The 19,388-nt window shown below is 68.6% G+C and carries 21 protein-coding genes and 2 tRNA genes; 16 read left to right on the top strand and 7 right to left on the bottom strand.

Annotated elements, in window-relative coordinates; genetic code table 11:
• The first annotated feature begins 35 nt into the window (after positions 1 to 35).
• From moaA to AC0KUR_RS22035, 5 genes are all read left to right on the top strand, one after another.
• Positions 36 to 1,148: a GTP 3',8-cyclase MoaA gene (moaA, locus tag AC0KUR_RS22055; protein ID WP_034186487.1), complete on the top strand. Its 1,113-nt coding sequence runs from the start codon at positions 36 to 38 to the stop codon at positions 1,146 to 1,148.
• A gap of 29 nt (positions 1,149 to 1,177) precedes the next feature.
• A complete protein-coding gene (gene mobA, locus AC0KUR_RS22050) occupies positions 1,178 to 1,795 on the top strand; it encodes a molybdenum cofactor guanylyltransferase MobA (RefSeq protein WP_059560716.1) in 618 nt (205 codons plus the stop codon).
• A 114-nt stretch (positions 1,796 to 1,909) separates the two neighbouring features.
• Positions 1,910 to 3,208, top strand: a complete 1,299-nt coding sequence (gene moeA / locus AC0KUR_RS22045; protein WP_473376421.1) for a molybdopterin molybdotransferase MoeA — start codon at positions 1,910 to 1,912, stop codon at positions 3,206 to 3,208.
• Positions 3,209 to 3,247: 39 nt separating this feature from the next.
• A complete protein-coding gene (locus tag AC0KUR_RS22040; protein ID WP_006476519.1) occupies positions 3,248 to 3,523 on the top strand; it encodes a hypothetical protein in 276 nt (91 codons plus the stop codon).
• Complete coding sequence (locus AC0KUR_RS22035) at positions 3,520 to 4,005, top strand: GNAT family N-acetyltransferase (protein ID WP_034186484.1); 486 nt, start codon at positions 3,520 to 3,522, stop codon at positions 4,003 to 4,005. Before AC0KUR_RS22040 ends, AC0KUR_RS22035 begins: the two co-directional genes overlap by 4 nt.
• A 102-nt stretch (positions 4,006 to 4,107) precedes the next feature.
• Here AC0KUR_RS22035 and AC0KUR_RS22030 read toward each other — a convergent pair whose 3' ends face one another.
• From AC0KUR_RS22030 to pncB, 5 genes are all read right to left on the bottom strand, one after another.
• Positions 4,108 to 5,586 (bottom strand): DNA recombination protein RmuC, encoded by a 1,479-nt coding sequence (locus AC0KUR_RS22030; protein WP_034186483.1) that lies wholly within the window; start codon positions 5,584 to 5,586, stop codon positions 4,108 to 4,110.
• The gene (locus tag AC0KUR_RS22025; RefSeq protein ID WP_034186752.1) at positions 5,583 to 6,572 is read right to left on the bottom strand and encodes a 2-hydroxyacid dehydrogenase; all 990 of its coding nucleotides are present in this window, start codon (positions 6,570 to 6,572) and stop codon (positions 5,583 to 5,585) included. The genes AC0KUR_RS22030 and AC0KUR_RS22025 overlap by 4 nt, the downstream gene beginning before the upstream one ends.
• A gap of 81 nt (positions 6,573 to 6,653) precedes the next feature.
• A complete protein-coding gene (locus tag AC0KUR_RS22020; RefSeq protein ID WP_049034186.1) occupies positions 6,654 to 8,084 on the bottom strand; it encodes a sodium:proton antiporter in 1,431 nt (476 codons plus the stop codon).
• Between the two features lie 43 nt (positions 8,085 to 8,127).
• Positions 8,128 to 8,790 (bottom strand): LutC/YkgG family protein, encoded by a 663-nt coding sequence (locus tag AC0KUR_RS22015; RefSeq protein WP_034186481.1) that lies wholly within the window; start codon positions 8,788 to 8,790, stop codon positions 8,128 to 8,130.
• Positions 8,791 to 8,878: 88 nt separating this feature from the next.
• Positions 8,879 to 10,078 (bottom strand): nicotinate phosphoribosyltransferase, encoded by a 1,200-nt coding sequence (pncB, locus tag AC0KUR_RS22010; protein WP_034186480.1) that lies wholly within the window; start codon positions 10,076 to 10,078, stop codon positions 8,879 to 8,881.
• Between the two features lie 287 nt (positions 10,079 to 10,365).
• On the opposite strand from pncB, the gene fdxA reads away from it, so the two are divergent.
• The 8 genes from fdxA (at position 10,366) to AC0KUR_RS21970 (ending at position 14,713) form a co-directional block, all read left to right on the top strand.
• The gene (gene fdxA, locus AC0KUR_RS22005; protein WP_006753067.1) at positions 10,366 to 10,689 is read left to right on the top strand and encodes a ferredoxin FdxA; all 324 of its coding nucleotides are present in this window, start codon (positions 10,366 to 10,368) and stop codon (positions 10,687 to 10,689) included.
• Positions 10,690 to 10,792: 103 nt separating this feature from the next.
• Positions 10,793 to 10,868: transfer RNA gene (locus AC0KUR_RS22000), tRNA-Asn, on the top strand.
• Between the two features lie 71 nt (positions 10,869 to 10,939).
• Positions 10,940 to 11,015, top strand: a tRNA-Asn gene (locus AC0KUR_RS21995).
• 127 nt (positions 11,016 to 11,142) lie between these two features.
• On the top strand, positions 11,143 to 11,628 hold the full coding sequence (locus AC0KUR_RS21990) for a CreA family protein (protein WP_049028149.1): 486 nt from the start codon (positions 11,143 to 11,145) through the stop codon (positions 11,626 to 11,628).
• A gap of 63 nt (positions 11,629 to 11,691) precedes the next feature.
• Positions 11,692 to 12,591 (top strand): AraC family transcriptional regulator, encoded by a 900-nt coding sequence (locus AC0KUR_RS21985; protein WP_473376420.1) that lies wholly within the window; start codon positions 11,692 to 11,694, stop codon positions 12,589 to 12,591.
• Between the two features lie 87 nt (positions 12,592 to 12,678).
• Complete coding sequence (locus AC0KUR_RS21980; RefSeq protein ID WP_473376419.1) at positions 12,679 to 13,431, top strand: AzlC family ABC transporter permease; 753 nt, start codon at positions 12,679 to 12,681, stop codon at positions 13,429 to 13,431.
• Positions 13,428 to 13,766 carry an AzlD domain-containing protein gene (locus tag AC0KUR_RS21975; RefSeq protein WP_034186476.1) on the top strand — a complete coding sequence of 113 codons (339 nt, stop codon included), beginning with the start codon at positions 13,428 to 13,430 and terminating at the stop codon, positions 13,764 to 13,766. Before AC0KUR_RS21980 ends, AC0KUR_RS21975 begins: the two co-directional genes overlap by 4 nt.
• A gap of 161 nt (positions 13,767 to 13,927) precedes the next feature.
• The gene (locus AC0KUR_RS21970) at positions 13,928 to 14,713 is read left to right on the top strand and encodes a DUF4088 family protein (RefSeq protein ID WP_473376418.1); all 786 of its coding nucleotides are present in this window, start codon (positions 13,928 to 13,930) and stop codon (positions 14,711 to 14,713) included.
• Between the two features lie 128 nt (positions 14,714 to 14,841).
• Here the strand turns inward: AC0KUR_RS21970 and AC0KUR_RS21965 are convergent, their stop codons facing one another.
• On the bottom strand, positions 14,842 to 15,243 hold the full coding sequence (locus tag AC0KUR_RS21965; RefSeq protein WP_034186474.1) for a hypothetical protein: 402 nt from the start codon (positions 15,241 to 15,243) through the stop codon (positions 14,842 to 14,844).
• A gap of 269 nt (positions 15,244 to 15,512) precedes the next feature.
• Here AC0KUR_RS21965 and AC0KUR_RS21960 point away from each other — a divergent pair, with 269 nt between their 5' ends.
• The 3 genes from AC0KUR_RS21960 (at position 15,513) to fumC (ending at position 18,797) form a co-directional block, all read left to right on the top strand.
• On the top strand, positions 15,513 to 15,731 hold the full coding sequence (locus AC0KUR_RS21960; RefSeq protein WP_034186473.1) for an RNA-binding S4 domain-containing protein: 219 nt from the start codon (positions 15,513 to 15,515) through the stop codon (positions 15,729 to 15,731).
• 137 nt (positions 15,732 to 15,868) lie between these two features.
• A complete protein-coding gene (gene norM / locus AC0KUR_RS21955; protein ID WP_034186472.1) occupies positions 15,869 to 17,257 on the top strand; it encodes a multidrug efflux MATE transporter NorM in 1,389 nt (462 codons plus the stop codon).
• Positions 17,258 to 17,402: 145 nt separating this feature from the next.
• Positions 17,403 to 18,797, top strand: a complete 1,395-nt coding sequence (gene fumC, locus AC0KUR_RS21950) for a class II fumarate hydratase (protein ID WP_034186471.1) — start codon at positions 17,403 to 17,405, stop codon at positions 18,795 to 18,797.
• 46 nt (positions 18,798 to 18,843) lie between these two features.
• Here the strand turns inward: fumC and AC0KUR_RS21945 are convergent, their stop codons facing one another.
• On the bottom strand, positions 18,844 to 19,356 hold the full coding sequence (locus AC0KUR_RS21945) for an acyl-CoA thioesterase (RefSeq protein ID WP_027811985.1): 513 nt from the start codon (positions 19,354 to 19,356) through the stop codon (positions 18,844 to 18,846).
• Positions 19,357 to 19,388: the final 32 nt, after the last annotated feature.

Here is a 19,388-nt window from a genome sequence, read left to right as displayed (position 1 = left end):
GCTAAAATGGAGGTCTGGTTCGCACTTCTTTCAACATGTCCCGACGCATCATTCCCCTCGCCGACGTCAGCGGGATGCCGGACGTCTCCGGCGTCGCGCATGCCCCCGACGGCACGCTGGCCGACACGCTCGCCAGGCCGCTGCGCGACCTGCGCATTTCGGTGACGGACCGCTGCAACTTCCGTTGCGTGTACTGCATGCCGCGCGCGGTCTTCGACAAGGACTACCCGTTCCTGCCGCACAGCGCCCTGCTCACGCACGAGGAGATCGAGCGCGTGGCGCGACTCTTTGTCGCACACGGCGTCGAGAAGATCCGCATCACGGGCGGCGAGCCGCTGCTGCGCAAGAATCTCGAATTCCTGATCGAGCGCCTCGCGCGCCTGACGACGCACGCCGGCCGCCCGCTCGACCTGACGCTGACCACCAACGGCTCGCTGCTCGCGCGCAAGGCGCGTGCGCTGAAGGACGCCGGGCTCACACGCGTGACGGTCAGCCTCGACGCGCTCGACGACGCGCTGTTCAAGCGCATGAACGATGCCGAGTTCGCGAGTGCCGACGTGCTCGACGGCATCTTCGCCGCGCAGGCGGCCGGCCTCGCGCCGGTCAAGGTCAACATGGTGGTGAAGCGCGGCACCAACGACAGCGAGATCCTGCCGATGGCCGAGCGTTTCCGCGGCACCGGCGTGGTCCTGCGCTTCATCGAATACATGGACGTCGGCACGTCGAACGGCTGGAACATGACCGAGGTGCTGCCGTCGGCCGACGTCGTCGCGCGGATCGCCGAACATTTCCCGCTGGTGCCGCTCGACGCGCACACGGCGGCCGAAACCGCGCAACGCTGGGGTTATGCGGACGGCAGCGGCGAGATCGGCGTGATCTCGAGCGTCACCCAGGCCTTTTGCGGCGACTGCACGCGCGCGCGGCTGTCGACCGAAGGCAAGCTGTACCTGTGCCTGTTCGCGTCGACGGGTCACGACCTGCGCGCCCTCGTGCGCGGCGGCGCGACCGACGCCGAGATCGCGACCGCGATCGCCCGCATCTGGCAGGCCCGCACCGATCGCTATTCGCAGCTGCGTGGCAGCGCATCGGCCGAGGCCATGCCCGACGGCACCGGCAAGCGTGTCGAAATGTCGTATATCGGCGGCTGACGCACGCCGCCCCGTTCCGCTTTCGCGCGATGCCCGCTTCCGCCTCCCCCTCGATCGCCGGCCTGCTGCTCGCAGGCGGGCGCGCCACGCGCATGGACGGCGTCGACAAGGGCCTGCAGTTGCTCGACGGCACGCCGCTCGCGCTGCACGTGCTGCGCCGGCTGTCGCCGCAGGTCGACGAGACGCTGATCAGCGCGAATCGCCACGCCGATCGCTATGCCGAGCTCGGCGCGCCGTTCGGCGCGCGCATCGTCGCGGACGACACAACCGACTTCCCCGGTCCGCTCGCGGGCCTGCTCGCCGGCATGCGGGTGGCGCGCGCGCCGCTCGTCGCGTGCTCGCCGTGCGATACGCCCTACCTGCCCGCCGACCTCGTCGCGCGGCTGCACGCGGCGCTCGACGCGCAACAGGCCGACATCGCGATGGCCGTGACCGTCGATGCGCAGCAGGCGCGCTCGCCGCAACCGACGTTCGCGCTGCTGCGCACGTCGCTGGCCGACGATCTGGCCGCCCGGCTCGCGGCCGGCGACCGCAAGGTGCGTGCGTGGTACGCACGCCACAAGACGGTCGAAGTCGAGTTTCGCGACGAGCGTGCGTTTTACAATGCCAATTCCTGGCAGGATCTCGCCGCGCTGGCCCGTCGCTGACGGCGCGTCCGTGCCGCTCCCGCCCGGTGCCCGCCGCACGCGACACTCGCGCCCAGGCACCCTCCTCGCGCCACCGGCCACGAACCCGATACGCCTTGCGGCGCAGTCCGACTGATGATCACGCAATCCTCGCCCGCCTCCCGAGCCGCACCCGATTCCGATGCCCCGCTGTCGCTCGCCGACGCACAGGCACTCGCGTGCCGTTTCGCGGCGCCGGTCGACGCGTGCGACACGGTGATGCTGCGTGATGCGCTCGACCGCGTGCTCGTGGCTGACGTGAACGCACCGTTCGACATTCCCGCGTACGACAACTCGGCGATGGACGGCTACGCATTCGACGGCAGCGCCGGCGCGCCCGCGACGCCGCAGGGCGACATCGCGATGACGGTCGCCGGCACCGCGTTCGCGGGTCATCCGTTCGATGGCGCCGTGGCAACCGGCTCGTGCGTGCGCATCATGACGGGCGCGCCGATGCCGGCCGGATGCGACACGGTGATTCCGCAGGAACGCGTGCGCATCGACGGCGACACGATCCGTTTCGGCGCGCACGAAGTCTCGCGCGGCGCGAACTGCCGCAAGGCCGGCGAGGATCTCGCGCGCGGCGCCTGTGCGCTCGCCGCGGGCCGCATTCTGCGCCCGTCGGATCTCGGCCTGCTCGCCTCGTTCGGCGTCACCGACGTCACGGTGCGCCGCCGCGTGCGCGTCGCCGTGTTCTCGACCGGTGACGAGCTGCGCGAACCCGGTGAACCGCTCGCCCGCGGCGCGCTGTACGACAGCAATCGCGGCATGCTGATCGCGATGCTGAAAAGGCTGCATGTCGACGCGCTCGATCTCGGGATCGTCCGCGACGACCCGGCCGCGCTCGAAGCCGCGTTGCGCGACGCCATCGACGCGCAGGCCGACGCGGTGATCACGTCGGGCGGCGTCTCGGTCGGGGAAGCCGACTTCACGCGTGACGTGATGGCAAAACTCGGCGACGTGACGTTCGCGAGCCTCGCGCTGCGGCCCGGCCGGCCGCTCGCCTGCGGCACGCTCGCGCGTGCGGCCGGCGGCACCGGTCACGCGCTCTTCTTCGGGCTGCCCGGCAATCCGGTCGCGTCGGCCGTGACGTTCTACGCGATCGTGCGCCCGGCGCTGCTGACGCTGGCCGGCGCGCGGACGCCGCCGCCGGCGACGTACCCGGCGCTCAGCACGCAGCCATTGAAGAAGCGCCCCGGCCGCACCGAATACCTGCGCGGCATCGCGACACGCGCCGCCGACGGCCGCTGGCACGTCACGCCGGCCGGCTCGCAGAGTTCCGCCTCGTTGAGCGGCCTCGCGGCCGCCAACTGTTTCATCGTCCTGGGCCACGATACCGCGGCAGTCGACGCGGGCACCCCGGTCGACATCCTGCCGCTCGACGGCCTGATCTGAATTCCACTATCGGTATATTTCTACGGGGGCAATCCGCACATGAAGAAACAAATCTCGTCGATCGCCGCGGGGCAGACCGCAAAGGCGCTGATCCTCGTGTATCTGACGTTCAGCGTGCCGATCGTGCTGCTCGGCATTCTCGTCGCGTACATCCGCTACGGGATGGTCGAACTGAGCACGATCCTGAGCGCACTGCTGCTGAACGCCATTCTCGGCTTCGTGCTGCTGTGGATCGCCTGCCACGCGTACAACTGGGTCGCATCGCGCTTCGGCGGCATCGAGATCGTGCTGTCCGATCCGCCGGAGGAAGCGTGAGCGGCACGCCGCTGATCCGCGCGGCCGAAACACGCGACGTCGGCGCGATCCTCGCGCTGATGCGCGAACTGGCCGCGTTCGAAAAGCTCACGGATCTGTTCGTCGCGACCGAGGCCGATCTCGCCGATGCGTTGTTCGGCGAACACCCCGCCGCCGAAGCGCGGGTGGCCGAGCACGACGGTGCGATCGTCGCGTATGCACTGTTCTTCCACAACTATTCGACGTTCCTCGGCCGTCGCGGCCTCTACCTCGAGGATCTGTACGTGCAGCCGTCGCAGCGCGGCACGGGCCTCGGCACCGCGATGCTGCGTCATCTCGCGGCCCTGGCCGTCGAGCGCCGTTGCGCTCGCTTCGAATGGTCGGTCCTCGACTGGAACCAGCCCGCGATCGATTTCTACGAGAAAATGGGCGCGACCGTGCTGCCCGAATGGCGCATCGTCCGCGTCACGGGCGACGCGCTGGGTACACTCGCCGGACAATGAGCGCGGGCCGGCCGCGCCGGTGGTCGCTTCAGAAACTGCTTCAACGGAAAACGGGCGCCGAGGCGCCCGTTTTTTCGTCCCGCTTGCTGTGGGCGACTCACGTCATGCGTCGTCCGCATCGGCGCCGTCAGCACCTTCCGCACCGAGCAGCCCGGCCGCCGTATCGCCCGGCAGCGCCTCGACCTGCTTCAGCTTGCGGCTCATCACGCGCGTGCGCTGCTCGGCCGCCTCGATCGAACGCGTGACCGTTTCGAGCTGCGACTTCGTGCGCGCGAGCACGTCGCCGAACTTGCCGAATTCCGTCTTGACCGCGCCGAGCACCTGCCACACCTCGCTCGAGCGCTGCTCGATCGCGAGCGTGCGGAACCCCATCTGCAGGCTGTTGAGCAGCGCGGTGAGCGTCGTCGGCCCGGCAATCGTCACGCGATAGTCGCGCTGCAGCAGGTCGGTCAGTCCGGGGCGGCGCAGAATCTCCGCGTAAAGCCCTTCCGTCGGCAAAAACAGGAGCGCGAAATCGGTCGTGTGCGGCGGCGCGACGTATTTCTCGGCGATCGTGCGCGCTTCCAGCCGCACGCGCGTCTCGAGCGCACGGGCCGCCTCCTCGACGGCCACCAGGTCGGCGCGCTCCTGCGCATCGATCAGCCGCTCGTAGTCTTCGCGCGGGAATTTCGCATCGATCGGCAGCCACACGGGCGGCGCATCGCGCGTACCGGCGTCGCGCCCCGGCAACCGGATCGCGAATTCGACGCGCTCGGTGCTCTTCGGCACCGTTGCGACGTTCTTCGCGTACTGGTCGGGCGTCAGCATCTGTTCGAGCAACGCCTCGAGCTGCACTTCGCCCCAGGTGCCGCGCGTCTTCACGTTGGTCAGCACCTTCTTCAGGTCGCCGACGCCGGCCGCGAGCGTCTGCATTTCGCCGAGCCCGCGATGGACCTGTTCGAGCCGGTCCGACACGAGCTTGAACGATTCGCCGAGCCGCTGCTCGAGCGTCGCATGCAGTTTCTCGTCGACGGTACGGCGCATCTCCTCGAGTTTCGCCGCGTTGTTGGTCTCGATTTCCTTCAGCCGTTGTTCGAGCGTCGCGCGCACCTCGCCGATCCGGCGGTCGTTCGCCTCGGTCAGTTGCGTGAGTTGCCGGTTCAACGTGTCGCCGAACAACCGGAGCGCGCCCGTCTGCTCTTCGCGCGCCTGCTGCGCCTGGCGCTGCACGCTCTCGCGCATCGCGTCGAATTGCTGCGCATTGCCGGCGACGAGCTTGCCGAGCTGCTGCGCGAAACCCTCGATCTGGTTGTTCTGTACGGTCGCCACGCTCGTCAGCTGCGCGGCGAGCGTCTGCTGAAGCTGCGCGAAACTGCCGGCCAGCTCGGTGCGCGAGCCGCGCGCACTCTCGACGATCTCCCCGCGCAATTCGCGTTCGAGCCGCTCGACCGCGCGCGCCTGCGCGTGCGCGGCGTCCTCGATCTGGTCGCCGAGTACGGCCGCGTCGTCGTGACGGCCGCCGCCGCGCACGAGCGCGACGATCGCCACCGCGAGCGCGACGGCCAGCACGACGACCGCCGCAAGCAACAACGTCATCGTCATGCGCGCGGCTTCCCGATCACGTCAGGGTTGATCGGATTCGGCGGCTGACCGGCGCGCGGCCCCTCGCCCAGTGCGGCGATCAGGTTGTCGGCGGCGAGGTTCGCCATCGCGCGGCGCGTCTGTTCGGTCGCGCTCGCGATATGCGGCGTCAGCACGACGTTCGGCACCTCGAGCAGCGCCGGATGCACGGTCGGCTCGCCCTCGTACACGTCGAGGCCGGCCGCGGCGATCGTCCCGTCACGCAGCGCGGCAGCCAGCGCCGCGTCGTCGACGATCCCGCCGCGCGCGATGTTGGTCAGCGTCGCGGTGGGCTTCATCTTCGCGAGCTCGGCCGCACCGATCGTGTGATGGTTCTCCTTCGTGTACGGCAGCACGAGCACGACGTGATCGGCGCGTGCGAGCAGCGCATCCTTCGACACGTACTCGGCGTTCAGCTCGGCCTCAATCTCGGGCGCGACTCGCGAACGATTGTGATAGATCACCTGCATCCCGAAGCCGCGCGCGCGGCGCGCGAGCGCCTGGCCGATGCGGCCCATCCCGATGACGCCGAGCGTCGAGCCGTAGATGTCGGAGCCGAGAAAACCGTCGTACGCCCACTTCCGCCAGTGACCGGCGCGCAACCAGTGCTCGGATTCGGCGATCCGGCGTGCGGCGGCCATCATCAGCGCCCAGCCGAAATCGGCGGTCGACTCGTTCAGCACGTCGGGCGTATTGGTGCCGAGCACGTTCGCCGCGTTGAACGCGGCCATGTCGAAGTTGTTGTAGCCGACCGCCATGTTCGCCACGACGCGCAGGCGCGGGGCCGCCGCGAGCGTCGCCGCGCCGACCGGGTCGCCGGCCGTCAGCGCGCCGTCCTTGTCGGCCAGACGCGCGGCGAGCGCATCGGGCGCGAGCGCGTCGCCGTCGTTCCAGTCGACGTCGAAATACTGCTTGAGCCGTTCGATCACGTCCGGAAAGATCGGACGCGCGACCAGGATCTTCTGCATCGCCATCTCCGTATGCCGCGGGCCGGTCGCGGCGCGCGCCGCGCCGCCGGGACTACCCGCGCTGGGTTGAAAGTCGTCAGGTTACGCCGGGAAGAAAATCAGCGACGTCAGCAGGAACACCGGGACCAGAATCACGAGTGCCCAGCCGAGGTACGCGAAGAAGCTCGGCATCTTCACGCCGCGCGACTCCGCGATCGCCTTCACCATGAAGTTCGGCGCGTTGCCGATATAACTGTTCGCGCCCATGAACACCGCACCCGCGGAAATCGCCGCGAGCGTCGATGCGCCCGTCGTCATCAGCGCCTGCGCATCGCCGCCCGCGAGGTTGAAGAACACGAGATACGTCGGCGCGTTGTCGAGGAACGACGACAGGATGCCCGTCGCCCAGAAGTACATCGCGTCGATCGGCTTGCCGTCCGGCCCCGTGACGAGATGGACGATCTGTGCGAACGCGCCGCCCGAGCCCGCGCGCAGGATCACGATGACCGGCGCGATCGTCACGAAGATCCCAGCAAACAGCTTCGCGACCTCCTCGATCGGCGCCCAGTTGAATGCGTTGCCCTCGCGCGCGGAACGCGGGGTGAGCGCGAGCGACGCGAGCGTCACCAGCACGAGCGCGACGTCGCGCACGAGATTCTGCAGCGCGACGTGCGTGCCCCACACGTCGAACGCGATGCCCGGCTTCCACACGCCGCTCATCAGCACGAGCGCGATCACGGCCGCGAGCAGCACGAAGTTGATCTTGCCGTCGATCGACAGTGCGGCGCCGTCGGGCGTCGGGTCGAGTGCGGCCGGCCGCTCCTCGCCGCCCTTCCGGTAGAAGTACGTATCGAGCGCGAAGAACAGCGTCAGCAGCACGACGCAGATGAACAGCATCGGCAGCGCGAGATGGGTCGTCGTCCAGAAGAAGCTCACGCCGTTCAGGAAGCCGAGGAACAGCGGCGGATCGCCGAGCGGCGACAGCGAGCCGCCCGCATTCGCGACGAGGAAGATGAAGAAGATCACGACGTGCACGACATGCTTGCGGTTGTCGTTCGCGCGCAGGAGCGGCCGGATCAGCAGCATCGCGGCGCCCGTCGTGCCCATCACGCTCGCGAGCAGCGTGCCGAGCGCGAGGATCGCGGTGTTCAGCTTCGGCGAGCCGTGCAGGTTGCCGTTCACGCAGATGCCGCCCGCGACCGTATAGAGCGCGGTGAGCAGCACGATGAACGGAATGTATTCCTCGAGCAGCGCATGCACGAGCGTGCCGAACGCGGTGCCCGCGCCGAACGCGACCGCGAACGGGACCAGGAACACGACCGCCCAGCCGGCCGCGATCTTGCCGAAGTGGTGATGCCAGAACACCGGCGCGACGAGCGGGAACAGTGCGATCGACAGCAGGATCCCGGCGAACGGGATGCCCCAGAGTGCGGACAGCGCGGCACCGTCGAGCGTGGCGGCCGATGCAAGCGCGGGCGCCGCGCCAAGCGCGATTCCCGACGCCATGCCTGCCCAGGCGGCATGTCGTTTCATGCAGAACTTCCTTGTTCGAGTGGTGGCGGATGCAGCGGGCGCGTCATGCGCCGCGTACGATGATCACATGCACGCGATACGGGCCGTGCGCGCCCAGGACGATGGTCTGCTCGATGTCGCCCGTGCGCGACGGGCCCGACACGAAGTTGACCGCGCGCGGCAATTCGCCGCGCTCCGCGCGAATCAGCGCGAACGCGTCCTCATGCCCGGCGACGATCCGCGAAGCCGGTACGAGCGCGATGTGCGTTTCCGGCAGCAGGCCGGCCGATGCATAGGTGTCGGGGCCGGACAGCAGCACCAGCGAACCCGTTTCGGCGGTCGCGCAAAAGCAGCCGGTAAGGCCGACGAGATCGCCGTCGCGCGGCTTGCGGCACTCGACCGACAGGCCGGCGCCGGCCCAGTCGAGATCGGCCAGCGTGCGCCACGCGACGGCCTGCGCCGGCAGCCCGTGAGCGGAAAGATAGCGGGCGGCGGCGGCAGGCGCGTCGGCCAGCGTCGCGACTTCGTCGACCGTGGTCGACAGGCGCGCGGCTTCGTCGACGAAGGCGGCGACGAGGTCGGCCGGCGCCGGCGGGCGCGGGCCCGGCGGATGACGCGCGAGATAGTCGGCGACGCCGTCGCGCTCCGCTGCGTCGGGTTCGGCCGCGCGCCCCTGCGCCGCGCGGATGCGCGCGAGGATCTGGCGACGGGCAGCGGAAGTGTCCATGAACGGTCCTCGTGACGTTGGCGTGCAATACCGTCCGATTATACCGGCCGCCCCTGCCGCCACGCACCTTCGGCCGAACGGCCGGCGCTCACTTCGACGCGTCTTCCTCGACCGGCTGCGCGATGCCGAACACCTGGCGCAGGTACGCGAGATACGCCTTGTCGTCGCACATGCTCTTGCCCGGCGAGTCCGACAGCTTCGCGACCGGCTGGCCGTTGCAGCGCACCATCTTGATCACGATCTGCAGCGGCACGTAGCCGAGATCGTTGGTGAGGTTCGTGCCGACGCCGAACGCGAGCTTGCAGCGCCCGCGGAACCGTTCGTACAACTGCATGACCTTCGGGATGTCGAGCGCGTCGGAGAACACGAGCACCTTGGTGCGCGGGTCGCAGCGGTTCGCCTCGTAGTGGCGCAGCATGCGCTCGCCCCATTCGAACGGATCGCCCGAGTCGTGGCGCGCGCCGTCGAACAGCTTGCAGAAGTACATGTCGAAGTCGTTCAGGAACGCATCCATCCCGTAGACGTCCGACAGCGCGATCCCGAGGTCGCCGCGATATTCCTTCGCCCACATCTCGAAACCGTAGATCTGCGAATCGCGCAGCCGCGGGCCGAGCGCCTGGCATGCCTGCAGGTACTCGTGCGCCATCGTGCCGAGCGGCGTGATGTCGTGCTTCATCGCGTACAGCACGTTGCTCGTGCCCGCGAACTGCGGGCCGAGCCCGTCGCGCAGCGTGAGCGCGACTTCCTCGTGCCAGACCTTCGAGAAACGCCGGCGCGTGCCGTAGTCGGCGATCTTGCAGTCGGCGAACTCGGGTTCCGCGCCGAGCAGCTTGATCTTCTCGCGCAGCCGCTCGCGGCCCTCGCGATAGTCCGGCTCGCGCTGGGTGTTGCGGAAATAGACTTCGTTGACGATCGCGAGCACCGGGATCTCGAACAGGATCGTGTGCAGCCACGGCCCCTCGATCACGATGTCGATCTCGCCGTTGCCCTTCGGCGACGGCGTGATCGAGATGTATTTCTCGTTCAGGTGGAACAGCGCGAGGAAGTCGACGAAATCGCTCTTGATGAAGCGCATCCGCCGCAGGTAGTCGAGTTCGACGTCGGAAAAGCGCAGCGCGCACAGGCCGCGCACCTCGTCGCGGATCTCGTCGATGTACGGCACGAGGTCGACGCCGGGCGTGCGGCACCGGAAGCGGTACTCGACGTTTGCAGCCGGAAAGTGATGCAGGACGACCTGCATCATCGTGAACTTGTAGAGATCCGTGTCGAGCAGCGAAGTGATGATCATGGTGACGGCACCGCCAATATCGAGACAGGGCACCTGCGCACCGCGCGCCGCCCGGTCAGGCGGCCATGTTACCCGAATGCGGGACCGACCATCGGGAAACCGCCCGCGGCCCTGCTCCCGTCGCGCAGGCGCGCCGCGCTCGCGCCTGCATTGCGCACCCCATAAACTAATCACGAAACGATATAAGCCGGATAGCCGACCACGCGATGCGGGTTTGGCGCTTCAGTTACAATGCCGCTTTTGGCGCAAACGCCACCCCATATATACCGCCAAGCAGGAGCGTTTTAATGACTCACGTTGTGACCGAAGGCTGCATCAAGTGCAAATACACGGATTGCGTGGATGTGTGCCCGGTGGATTGCTTCCGTGAAGGTCCCAACTTTCTCGCCATCGATCCGGACGAGTGCATCGACTGCGCCGTGTGCGTCGCCGAGTGCCCGACCAATGCGATCTATGCCGAAGAAGACGTTCCGGGCGACCAGCAGCAGTTCACCGAGCTGAACGCCGAGCTGGCCAAGAACTGGCCGTCGATCACCAAGACCAAGCCGGCACCGGCCGACGCGGACGAGTGGAAGGACGTGCAGGAGAAGCTGCACCTGCTCGAGCGCTGATCGCGCGGCGGCCGCAGAAATTTTTTTGTAGATCGCGGCCCGAAGGTATTGACAGGTTAGCGACCACTCCATACAATCTCGTTTCTCTGCTGTTGTTGTTTGTTCCCCGATAGCTCAGTCGGTAGAGCGCCGGACTGTTAATCCGTAGGTCCCTGGTTCGAGCCCAGGTCGGGGAGCCAAAAACACGAAGGCCCGTTGAAAGTGGACGGGTTTTTTGTTGGAAACAACGCACGCAGATGTACCGATTTATTCCCCGATAGCTCAGTCGGTAGAGCGCCGGACTGTTAATCCGTAGGTCCCTGGTTCGAGCCCAGGTCGGGGAGCCAAACAATGAAAGGCCCGTCATTCGACGGGCCTTTTGTTTTTCCGGCCACCCTTCCGCGTTTCCGCCGTTCATCGCCCCGTCGCGCGCATGCTAGAGTCTCTGTCCCGCATTCGCATCCGGTTCCGTCGATGAAGCATCGTCTCCTGCGCTCCGCCCCGTTCGCCCTCCTGTTCTCCGCCTTCGCCGCGGCACCGCTCGCGCACGCGGAGGAAGTCGGCAGCGTCAACACCCATTTCCGCGTCACGGGCTCCGACCGCGTGGTCGTCGAAGCGTATGACGATCCGGTCGTGAACGGCGTGACCTGCTACGTATCGCGCGCCCGCACCGGCGGGATCAAGGGCACGCTCGGCGTGGCCGAGGATCCGAGCGAGGCGTCGATCGCCTGCCGGCAGGTCGGGCCGATCAGCTTCAAGGAGCCGCTCAAGCAGCAGACCGACGTGTTCAGCGAACGCATGTCGTTCATCTTCAAGACGCTGCACGTCGTGCGCGTGGTCGACCAGAAGCGCAACACGATCGTCTACCTGACCTACAGCGACCGGATCGTCAGCGGCAGCCCGAAGAATGCCGTCACCGCGGTGCCGATGCCGGTCGGCACGACGATTCCGGTCAAGTAACGCGCACACCGGCCGGGCGCGCGAGCGATACACTGTCGTGTCCGACCGCTCCCGCGCCCGATCATGTCCGCCACCCGCCTTCCCGACGCCGCACGCTACTGGCGCACGCCGCTGCTGCCGGACGCGGATCTCCTCACGGCGACCTATCGCGACCACGCGTTCGCGCCGCACTGGCACGACGCGTACACGATCCCCGTGATTCTCGAAGGCGCGGAACGCTTCACCTATCGCGGCAACGGCTATGTCGCCGAAACGGGCACCGTGCCCGTGATCAATCCCGGCGAAGTGCATACGGGTTCGCGCGCAACCGACGAAGGCTGGTGCTATCGCGTCAGCTACCTGCCGGTCGAATTCGTCCACGGACTCGCGAGCGCGATCGCCGGCCGCCCGCAGGATGCGCCGTGGTTTGCCTCCGACGTGATTCGCGACGCCGATCTCGCCGCCCGGCTCACGCTCGCGCACCGGATGATGGAAGCTGGCAGCGAGCGCGCGCTGTCGTCGCATGCGCACGGGCAGCCGGCCGGCGATCCGGCAGCCGACGCACCGCGCATCTACGATCCGCTCGCCGCCGAAACGGCGATGCTCGACGCACTGTCGACGCTGATCGTGCGCCATGCCGACGCGCGGCCGCGACCGGCGCCGCTCGCGGCCGACGAACCGCGCGTCGACGCGATGCGCGAGCGGCTCGCGGCCGATCTCATGTGCACGGTGACGCTCGATGACGTCGCGCAGGCAGCCGGCCTGTCGCCGTTCCACGCGGCACGCCTGTTCACGCGCACCACCGGCATGCCGCCGCATGCGTGGCGCAACCAGTTGCGGCTGCAGCGCGCGCTGGCGCCGCTGCGCGCGGGCGTGCCCGTCGCCGACGTCGCGGCGGCCAGCGGCTTCGTCGACCAGAGCCACTTCACGCGACACTTCAAACGGATGTTCGGGGTTCCGCCCGGGCGCTGGCAGGCGAGCTGACGCGGCCGCCCACGCATTCGCGAGCGCAAGAACATACAAGCCGGCCCGCCACCGGCCCGCTATCCTCCCGTTCATGGAGGAGCCCCTTTGAACCCGACACCCGCCTCGCCCCCTCGCCGCCCGCTCAACGAATGGCTCGACGGCGCGCGCGACACGATTCCGATGATGATCGGCGCAGCACCGTTCGGCGTGATTTTCGGCACGCTCGTCGGCGGCGGCCCGCTCGCCGCATGGCACGGCGCACTGATGTCGCTCGCCGTGTTCGCGGGCTCCGCGCAATTCATCGCGCTCGGCCTGATCGCGGGCAGCGCGAGCTTCGTCGTCGTGCTCGCGACCACGCTGATCGTGAACCTGCGCCACCTGCTGTACAGCGCGACGCTCGCGCCCTACGTCGCACACCTGCCGTTGCGCTGGCGTGCCACGCTCGGCGCGTTGATGACCGACGAGGTGTTCGCGGTCGCCCATGCGCACTACCGGCACTTCGCGCCCGGCACGGTTGGCCCCCACTACTTTTTCGGCTCCGGGCTTGCGATGTACCTGAACTGGCAGGTCTGGACGCTCGCGGGCATCGGCTTCGGCGCGGCGTTCCCGGGCCTGCAGTCGCTCGGACTCGATTTCGCGATGGCGGCGACCTTCATCGCGATCGTGGTCCCGCAGCTCGGCACGTTGCGCTATTTCGCGGCGGCCACGACGGCCGGCACGCTCGCCTGCTTCTGGCAGGGCTGGCCGTACAAGCTCGGGCTGCTCGGCGCGGTCGCCGCCGGCGTCGCGATCGGCGTCACGCTCACGTTGCTGCACGAACGCAGGCGCACCGGCTCGCGCACGGAGGCGACATCGTGAGCTACGCGCTGCTGATCCTCGGAATGGCCGTCATCACCTACGCGATCCGCTCGACGCTGTTCCTGTTCGGCGAGCGGCTGACCTTCCCGCCGCTCGTGCGGACCGCGCTCGGCTTCGTGCCCGTGACCGTGCTGACGGCGATCATCGTGCCGATGACCGTCTCGCCGCACGGCGGCCCGGCCGAGCTGACCTGGCGCAATCCGCAGCTCGTCGGCGCGCTCGCCGCCGTGCTCGTGTCGGCGGCAACCCGCCGCCCGCTCGTGACGATCGCCGCGGGGCTCGCGGCGTTCTTCTTCTGGCAAGGGGTCGTGATCCCGCACTGGCTGCCCGCCTGAGCGGACGCTCTACCGCGCACGCTCAAGTTTCCGCCCGGCGCGCCGATATAGGGGATGAAGACCCGCCACCGGCCTCGGCGCGCACCGGTCAGTCGACGCTGCGCCCGCCCCGGTGCGCCGTGCCGGCCGTCGGCTTGCGCGGGCCGCCATCGAGACGATTCATGGGCCAGATCACCCTTTCCCTCAAGGACGACACGCTCGAGTCCCTGCGCAAGGACTACGACGCGTTCGTCCGCGTGTCGCTGAAACTCGACCCGCAGTTCGCGACACCGTCGTTCGAGGATTTCCTGCACGCCAAGCTGCTCGACAACATGGTGCCGCTGACCGAACACGCGGTGCAGCGGATGCTGCAGGGCGGCCAGTACGCATGGGCCAAGCGCACGCTCGACAAGGAGTTTCCGGACGTCGTCGCGATCCTGATGCGACAGGCCGGCGAATTCGGCTTCGGCTTCGCGTCGCGCTCCGAATGGACCCCCGACGAACTCGCGAAAGCGTGCCGCGACTGGGCGAAGGCGATCGTCGCCGAAGCGCAGGGCGACCCGTCGCTGATCGATCCGCTCGCGTCGCAGATCAAGGGCGCGGCGCAGGACATCCAGGCGCTCGAGGAGCTGATGCAGACGCCTGCGTGGCGGCTCGCCGAATCGTTGCGCCAGCGCATCTACGAGGCCAAGCTCGCGTGCGAGATGAGCGTCGGCAGCACCGCGCGCGACAAGCTCGGCGAACTGCGCGGGCTGCTGCGGCTGGGCCTTGCGCACGGCTCGTTCCAGAAGCAGGAAGCGCAGCAGATCATGGAATACCTGCGGCTGCTGAAGCCGGAGATCTTCGTCGAGGAACCGTACGACGTCTTCGCACGGCTCGCCGCGTGGCTGCGCAGCGTGTTCACGCCGGCCGCCGTGCGACCGTCGCAGGGACAACCGGGACAAGGGCAAGGACAGCGCCGGCCATGACCGCGCACCCATCCCGCTGACAGCATGAACCCATGAAAACGGCCCGGCTCGCATGACGCGAACCGGGCCGTCGGACCGCTGCCGGCGCGACGCCCAGGGGGCGAGCGTCCCGCGGCGCCGGGCGTCGCTTACTGCGTGGCGCCCTGGGCCGATGCACCGCCTTGCGCGCCGACCGACGCGCCGCCTTCGGTCGCTTCGCCGGCTTTCGCCTTGGCGGCGCCGACATGGCCCTTGGCCGACTTCGCGGCATGCTTCGTGTGCTTCTTGGCCGAATGGACGGCCGACGACGCGGTATCCTTCGCGCCGTCGGCTGCCGCGCCGACCGCATCGGTTGCGCCGCCGACCGCGTTGCCCGACGCGTTCGCGCCGGCGCTGCCCTGTACGCCTGCGCCGACACCTGCGGCCGGCGTCTGTGCCTGCACGCCGGCACCGGCTGCACCCTGCGCCGCCGTCCCCGTCTGGGCAAATGCGGCCGAAGTGGCGAACGCCGTCAGCGCGGCACCGATCAGCATCGTACGAATCTTGGACATGGCAATTCTCCTCGAGAAGTTGTGAGCCCGGACCGCTGCGATGCGGTCCGTCGCGTCCCCGCCGCAACACGCAGCAGGTACGACAAAAGACCCGCGGCGCGCCCGGCCGGTTCTCGAATCTCTCAGACTGTTACCCACCGTTTCATTTGCTGACGAATCGCTCACAGTCCTTAACAACTGCGGGCCGTGGCGGCCCGCGCTCGCGCGTCGGCCCGCGGTGCCGTATGATGCGGAGCGTTTCCTCCCGCGCCTTGCGCACCTCCTTCGTCATGCCCAACCTGGATTTCACGCTGACCGGCGAATACGTCGAGCTGCACAACCTTCTCAAGATCACCGGCCTCGCGGACAGCGGCGGGAGCGCGAAAGTGATCGTCGCGTCCGGCGCGGTCAAAGTCGACGGCGCGGTCGAGCTGCGCAAGACCTGCAAGATCCGCGCGGGCCAGGTCGTGCTGCTCGGCGACACGCGCATCGCGGTGCGCGAGGCCTAGCACCCGCGGCGTTCCCCCTGTCCGCGACATGGCCATCGGCGCACGCGTTCGACACCGTACGAATAAAGCCGTAACCTAGCCGTCTCTCAAAATAAATACATACAGCGCGGGCCCGCACCCGCGCGAGCGCCCATTCCATGTCGCATTCCGGTCTTACGCGGACGGCCGCCGCGCCGCCGTCGCTATCCAGTCACGCCGCCGATACCGCGCGCCTCGCCGCGCCACTCGCGATCGCGCAACTTTCCCAGATGGCGATGAGCGTCACCGACACGGTGCTGCTCGGTTCGCTCGGCCCCGATTCGCTCGCGGCGGGCGGGCTCGGCGCGAACTTCTTCTTCGTCATCGTCACGATCCTGCAGGGCGTGCTGTCGTCGGTCAGCGTGAGCGTCGCGCACGCGCGCGGCGCGCAGGCCGAGGACCGCGTGCCGCACATCTACTGGACGGGCTTCGCGCTGTCGGTGCTGCTCGCGATCCCGGCGATCGTCGCGCTGTCGCTGTCCGAACCGATCCTGCTGATGTTCCACGAGCCGCCGCTGCTCGCGCATCACGTCGGCGAATACACGGGCATCCTGCGCTACGCGGCGCTCGGCAGCCTGATCGGCGTCGGGCTGATGCGGGCATTCCTGCCGGCGATCGGTGCCGCGCGGCGGCTGCTGTGGGTGTCGATCGGCGGCGTCGGCGTCAACGGCGTGCTGAACTACGGGCTGATCCACGGCGCGTTCGGGCTGCCGCGCCTCGGTTTTCTCGGCTCGGCCGTCGCGACGACGATCACGATCTGGCTCACCGCGCTCGCCCTGATCTGGCTGCTGCACGGCCGGCGGCGCTTCCGCCATTTCGTGACCGCGTCGCGCCCGAAGCTGCCCACGATGGGCGAACTGATCGGCATCGGCTGGCCCGTCGCGATCACGTACGGGGTCGAATCGACGCTGTTCCTCGCCACCGGCCTCACGGTCGGCGTGCTGGGCGCGACGTCGCTTGCCGCGCACCAGATCGCGCTGAACGTCGCGTCGGTGTCGTTCATGGTGCCGCTCGCGATCGGCCAGGCCGCCAACGTGCGCGTCGGCTACTGGGTCGGCGCGGGTTCGCCCGTCGCCGCGCGGCACGCGGGCTTCGTCGCACTCGCGCTCGGCGTCGCGTTCATGTCGCTGTCGGGCGTCGTGATGATCGTCGCGCCGCATACGATCGTCGGCCTGTACCTGAATCTCGACGACCCGGCCAACGCGGCCACGGTGTCGCTCGCCGCCTCGCTGCTCGGCATCGCCGCGGTGTTCCAGATCGTCGACGGCATGCAGACCGTCGCGTCGGGCGCGCTGCGCGGCCTGAAGGACACGCGCATCCCGATGCTCGCGGCGACCTTCGGCTACTGGGGCATCGGCTTCCCGACCGGCTACTGGTTCGCGTTCCACGCGGGCCTCGGCGCACGCGGCCTGTGGTGGGGGCTCGCCGCCGGCCTCGCGAGCGTCGCCGCGCTGATGGCATGGCGCTTTCATCTGAAAACCGCGTCGCTCGTCGCGACGCGGCACTGAGCGCGACACGACGCGAAATCGCGACCGGCGCTATGCTTGTCGGCTGAACACCTCGAGACGCCGCGCGAGCGGCGCGACTGCCTCACGATACGCCTGATGCCGCGCGACGACGCGCGGCCTTTCCCCTTTCCAGGAGGAGTGCATCATGAACGAAGCAGTTCGGATGGAACGCGACACGTTCGGCGAAATCGCCGTGCCGGCCGACCGACTTTGGGGCGCGCAAACCGAGCGCTCGCTGCAGAATTTCCGGATCTCGACCGAGAAGCAGTCGCCCGAGCTGATCCACGCGCTGGCGATCGTCAAGCGCGCCGCGGCGGCCGTGAACCAGTCGCTCGGCGTGCTCGCCGACGACAAGGCGCGCGCGATCATCGACGCGGCCGACGAGATCATCGCCGGCAAGCATCCGCGCGAATTCCCGCTCGCGGTGTGGCAGACGGGCTCCGGCACGCAGACCAACATGAACCTCAACGAGGTGATCGCGAATCGCGCGAGCGAGCTGCTGGGCGGCGAGCGCGGCGAAGCGCGCAAGGTCCATCCGAACGACGACGTGAATCGCGGCCAGTCGTCGAACGACGTGTTCCCGACCGCGATGCACATCGCGGCCGCGTACGCGATCGTCAATCATCTGCTGCCGGCGCTGCGCACGCTGCGCGCGACGCTCGACGCGAAGTCGAAGGCGTTCGCCGACATCGTGAAGATCGGCCGCACCCACCTGCAGGACGCGACGCCGCTCACGCTCGGCCAGGAGTTTTCCGGCTACGTCGCGCAACTCGACCAGGGCATCCGTCACGTCGAATCGGCGCTGCCGCACCTGTACGAGCTCGCGCTCGGCGGCACCGCGGTCGGCACCGGGCTGAACGCGCATCCGGAGTTCGCGGTGCGCGTCGCCGACGAGATCGGCCGGCTCGCGAAGCTGCCGTTCGTGACGGCGCCGAGCAAGTTCGAGGTGATGGCGGCCGCCGATGCGCTGGTCTTCGCGCACGGCGCGCTGAAAACGGTCGCGGCGGGCCTGATGAAGATCGCGAACGACGTGCGCTGGCTCGCGAGCGGGCCGCGCTGCGGGCTCGGCGAACTGTCGATTCCGGAAAACGAGCCGGGCAGCTCGATCATGCCGGGCAAGGTGAACCCGACGCAGTCGGAAGCCGTGACGATGCTGTGCTGCCAGGTGTTCGGCAATGACGTCGCGGTCAACGTCGGCGGCGCGAGCGGCAATTTCGAGCTGAACGTGTTCCGGCCGATGATCGCGCACAACGTGCTGCAGTCGGTGCGGCTGCTCGCCGACGGCGCGCAGAGCTTCAACGACCACTGCGCGGTGGGCATCGAACCGAACCGCGCGCGGATCGACCTGCTGCTGAACGAGTCGCTGATGCTCGTGACGGCGCTCAATCCGCACATCGGCTACGACAAGTCCGCGCAGATCGCGAAGAAGGCGCACAAGGAAGGCACGACGCTGAAGGCGGCCGCGCTGGCGCTCGGCTACCTGACCGAGGCGGAATTCGATGCGTGGGTGCGCCCCGAGCAGATGATCGGGACGCGCTAGGGGCAGGACGACGGGCGCGGCGCGTCGAGCGCGGCGCCCGCTGCGGTCAGACCGTGCCCTTCGCGACTTCTTCCGGTTTCATCTCGACGATCTTGTCGAGCGCGGCCCGTACGTCGGCCGCATATTTCGCGAGTACCTTCTGCTCGTCGGTCTCGGGCACGAACGGCGGCACCGGCACCGGGTTGCCGTTCTCGTCGACCGCGACGAACACGACGAGGCAGTCGGTCGTCTGGCGCAGCACGCCGCCCTTCGGGTCCCCCGCGTGCACGGACACATGGATGTGCATGCTGGTGCGGCCCGTCGCCACGACGCGCGCCTTCAGCTCGACCAGGTTGCCGACCAGGATCGGACGCTGGAATCGGATGTTGCCGACACTGACCGTCACGCAATAGCGGCTCGACCAGACGGCCGCGCACGCATACGCGACCTCGTCGATCCACTTCATCAACGCGCCGCCGTGCACCTTGCCGCCGAAGTTCACGGACGAAGGCTCGGCGAGGAAGCGGAATACGGTTTCGGTACGGTCGAGGGCGGCCGGCACGGGGGACGGTTGGGGCATCGTTCTGGCTCCAGGCGGCAGGGGCGCTGTAA

The sequence above is a fragment of the Burkholderia sp. YHN3-13 genome (assembly GCF_055810675.1).
Note: the sequence above shows the minus strand (reverse complement) of the source record. Positions and strands in the feature narration are given on the sequence as shown.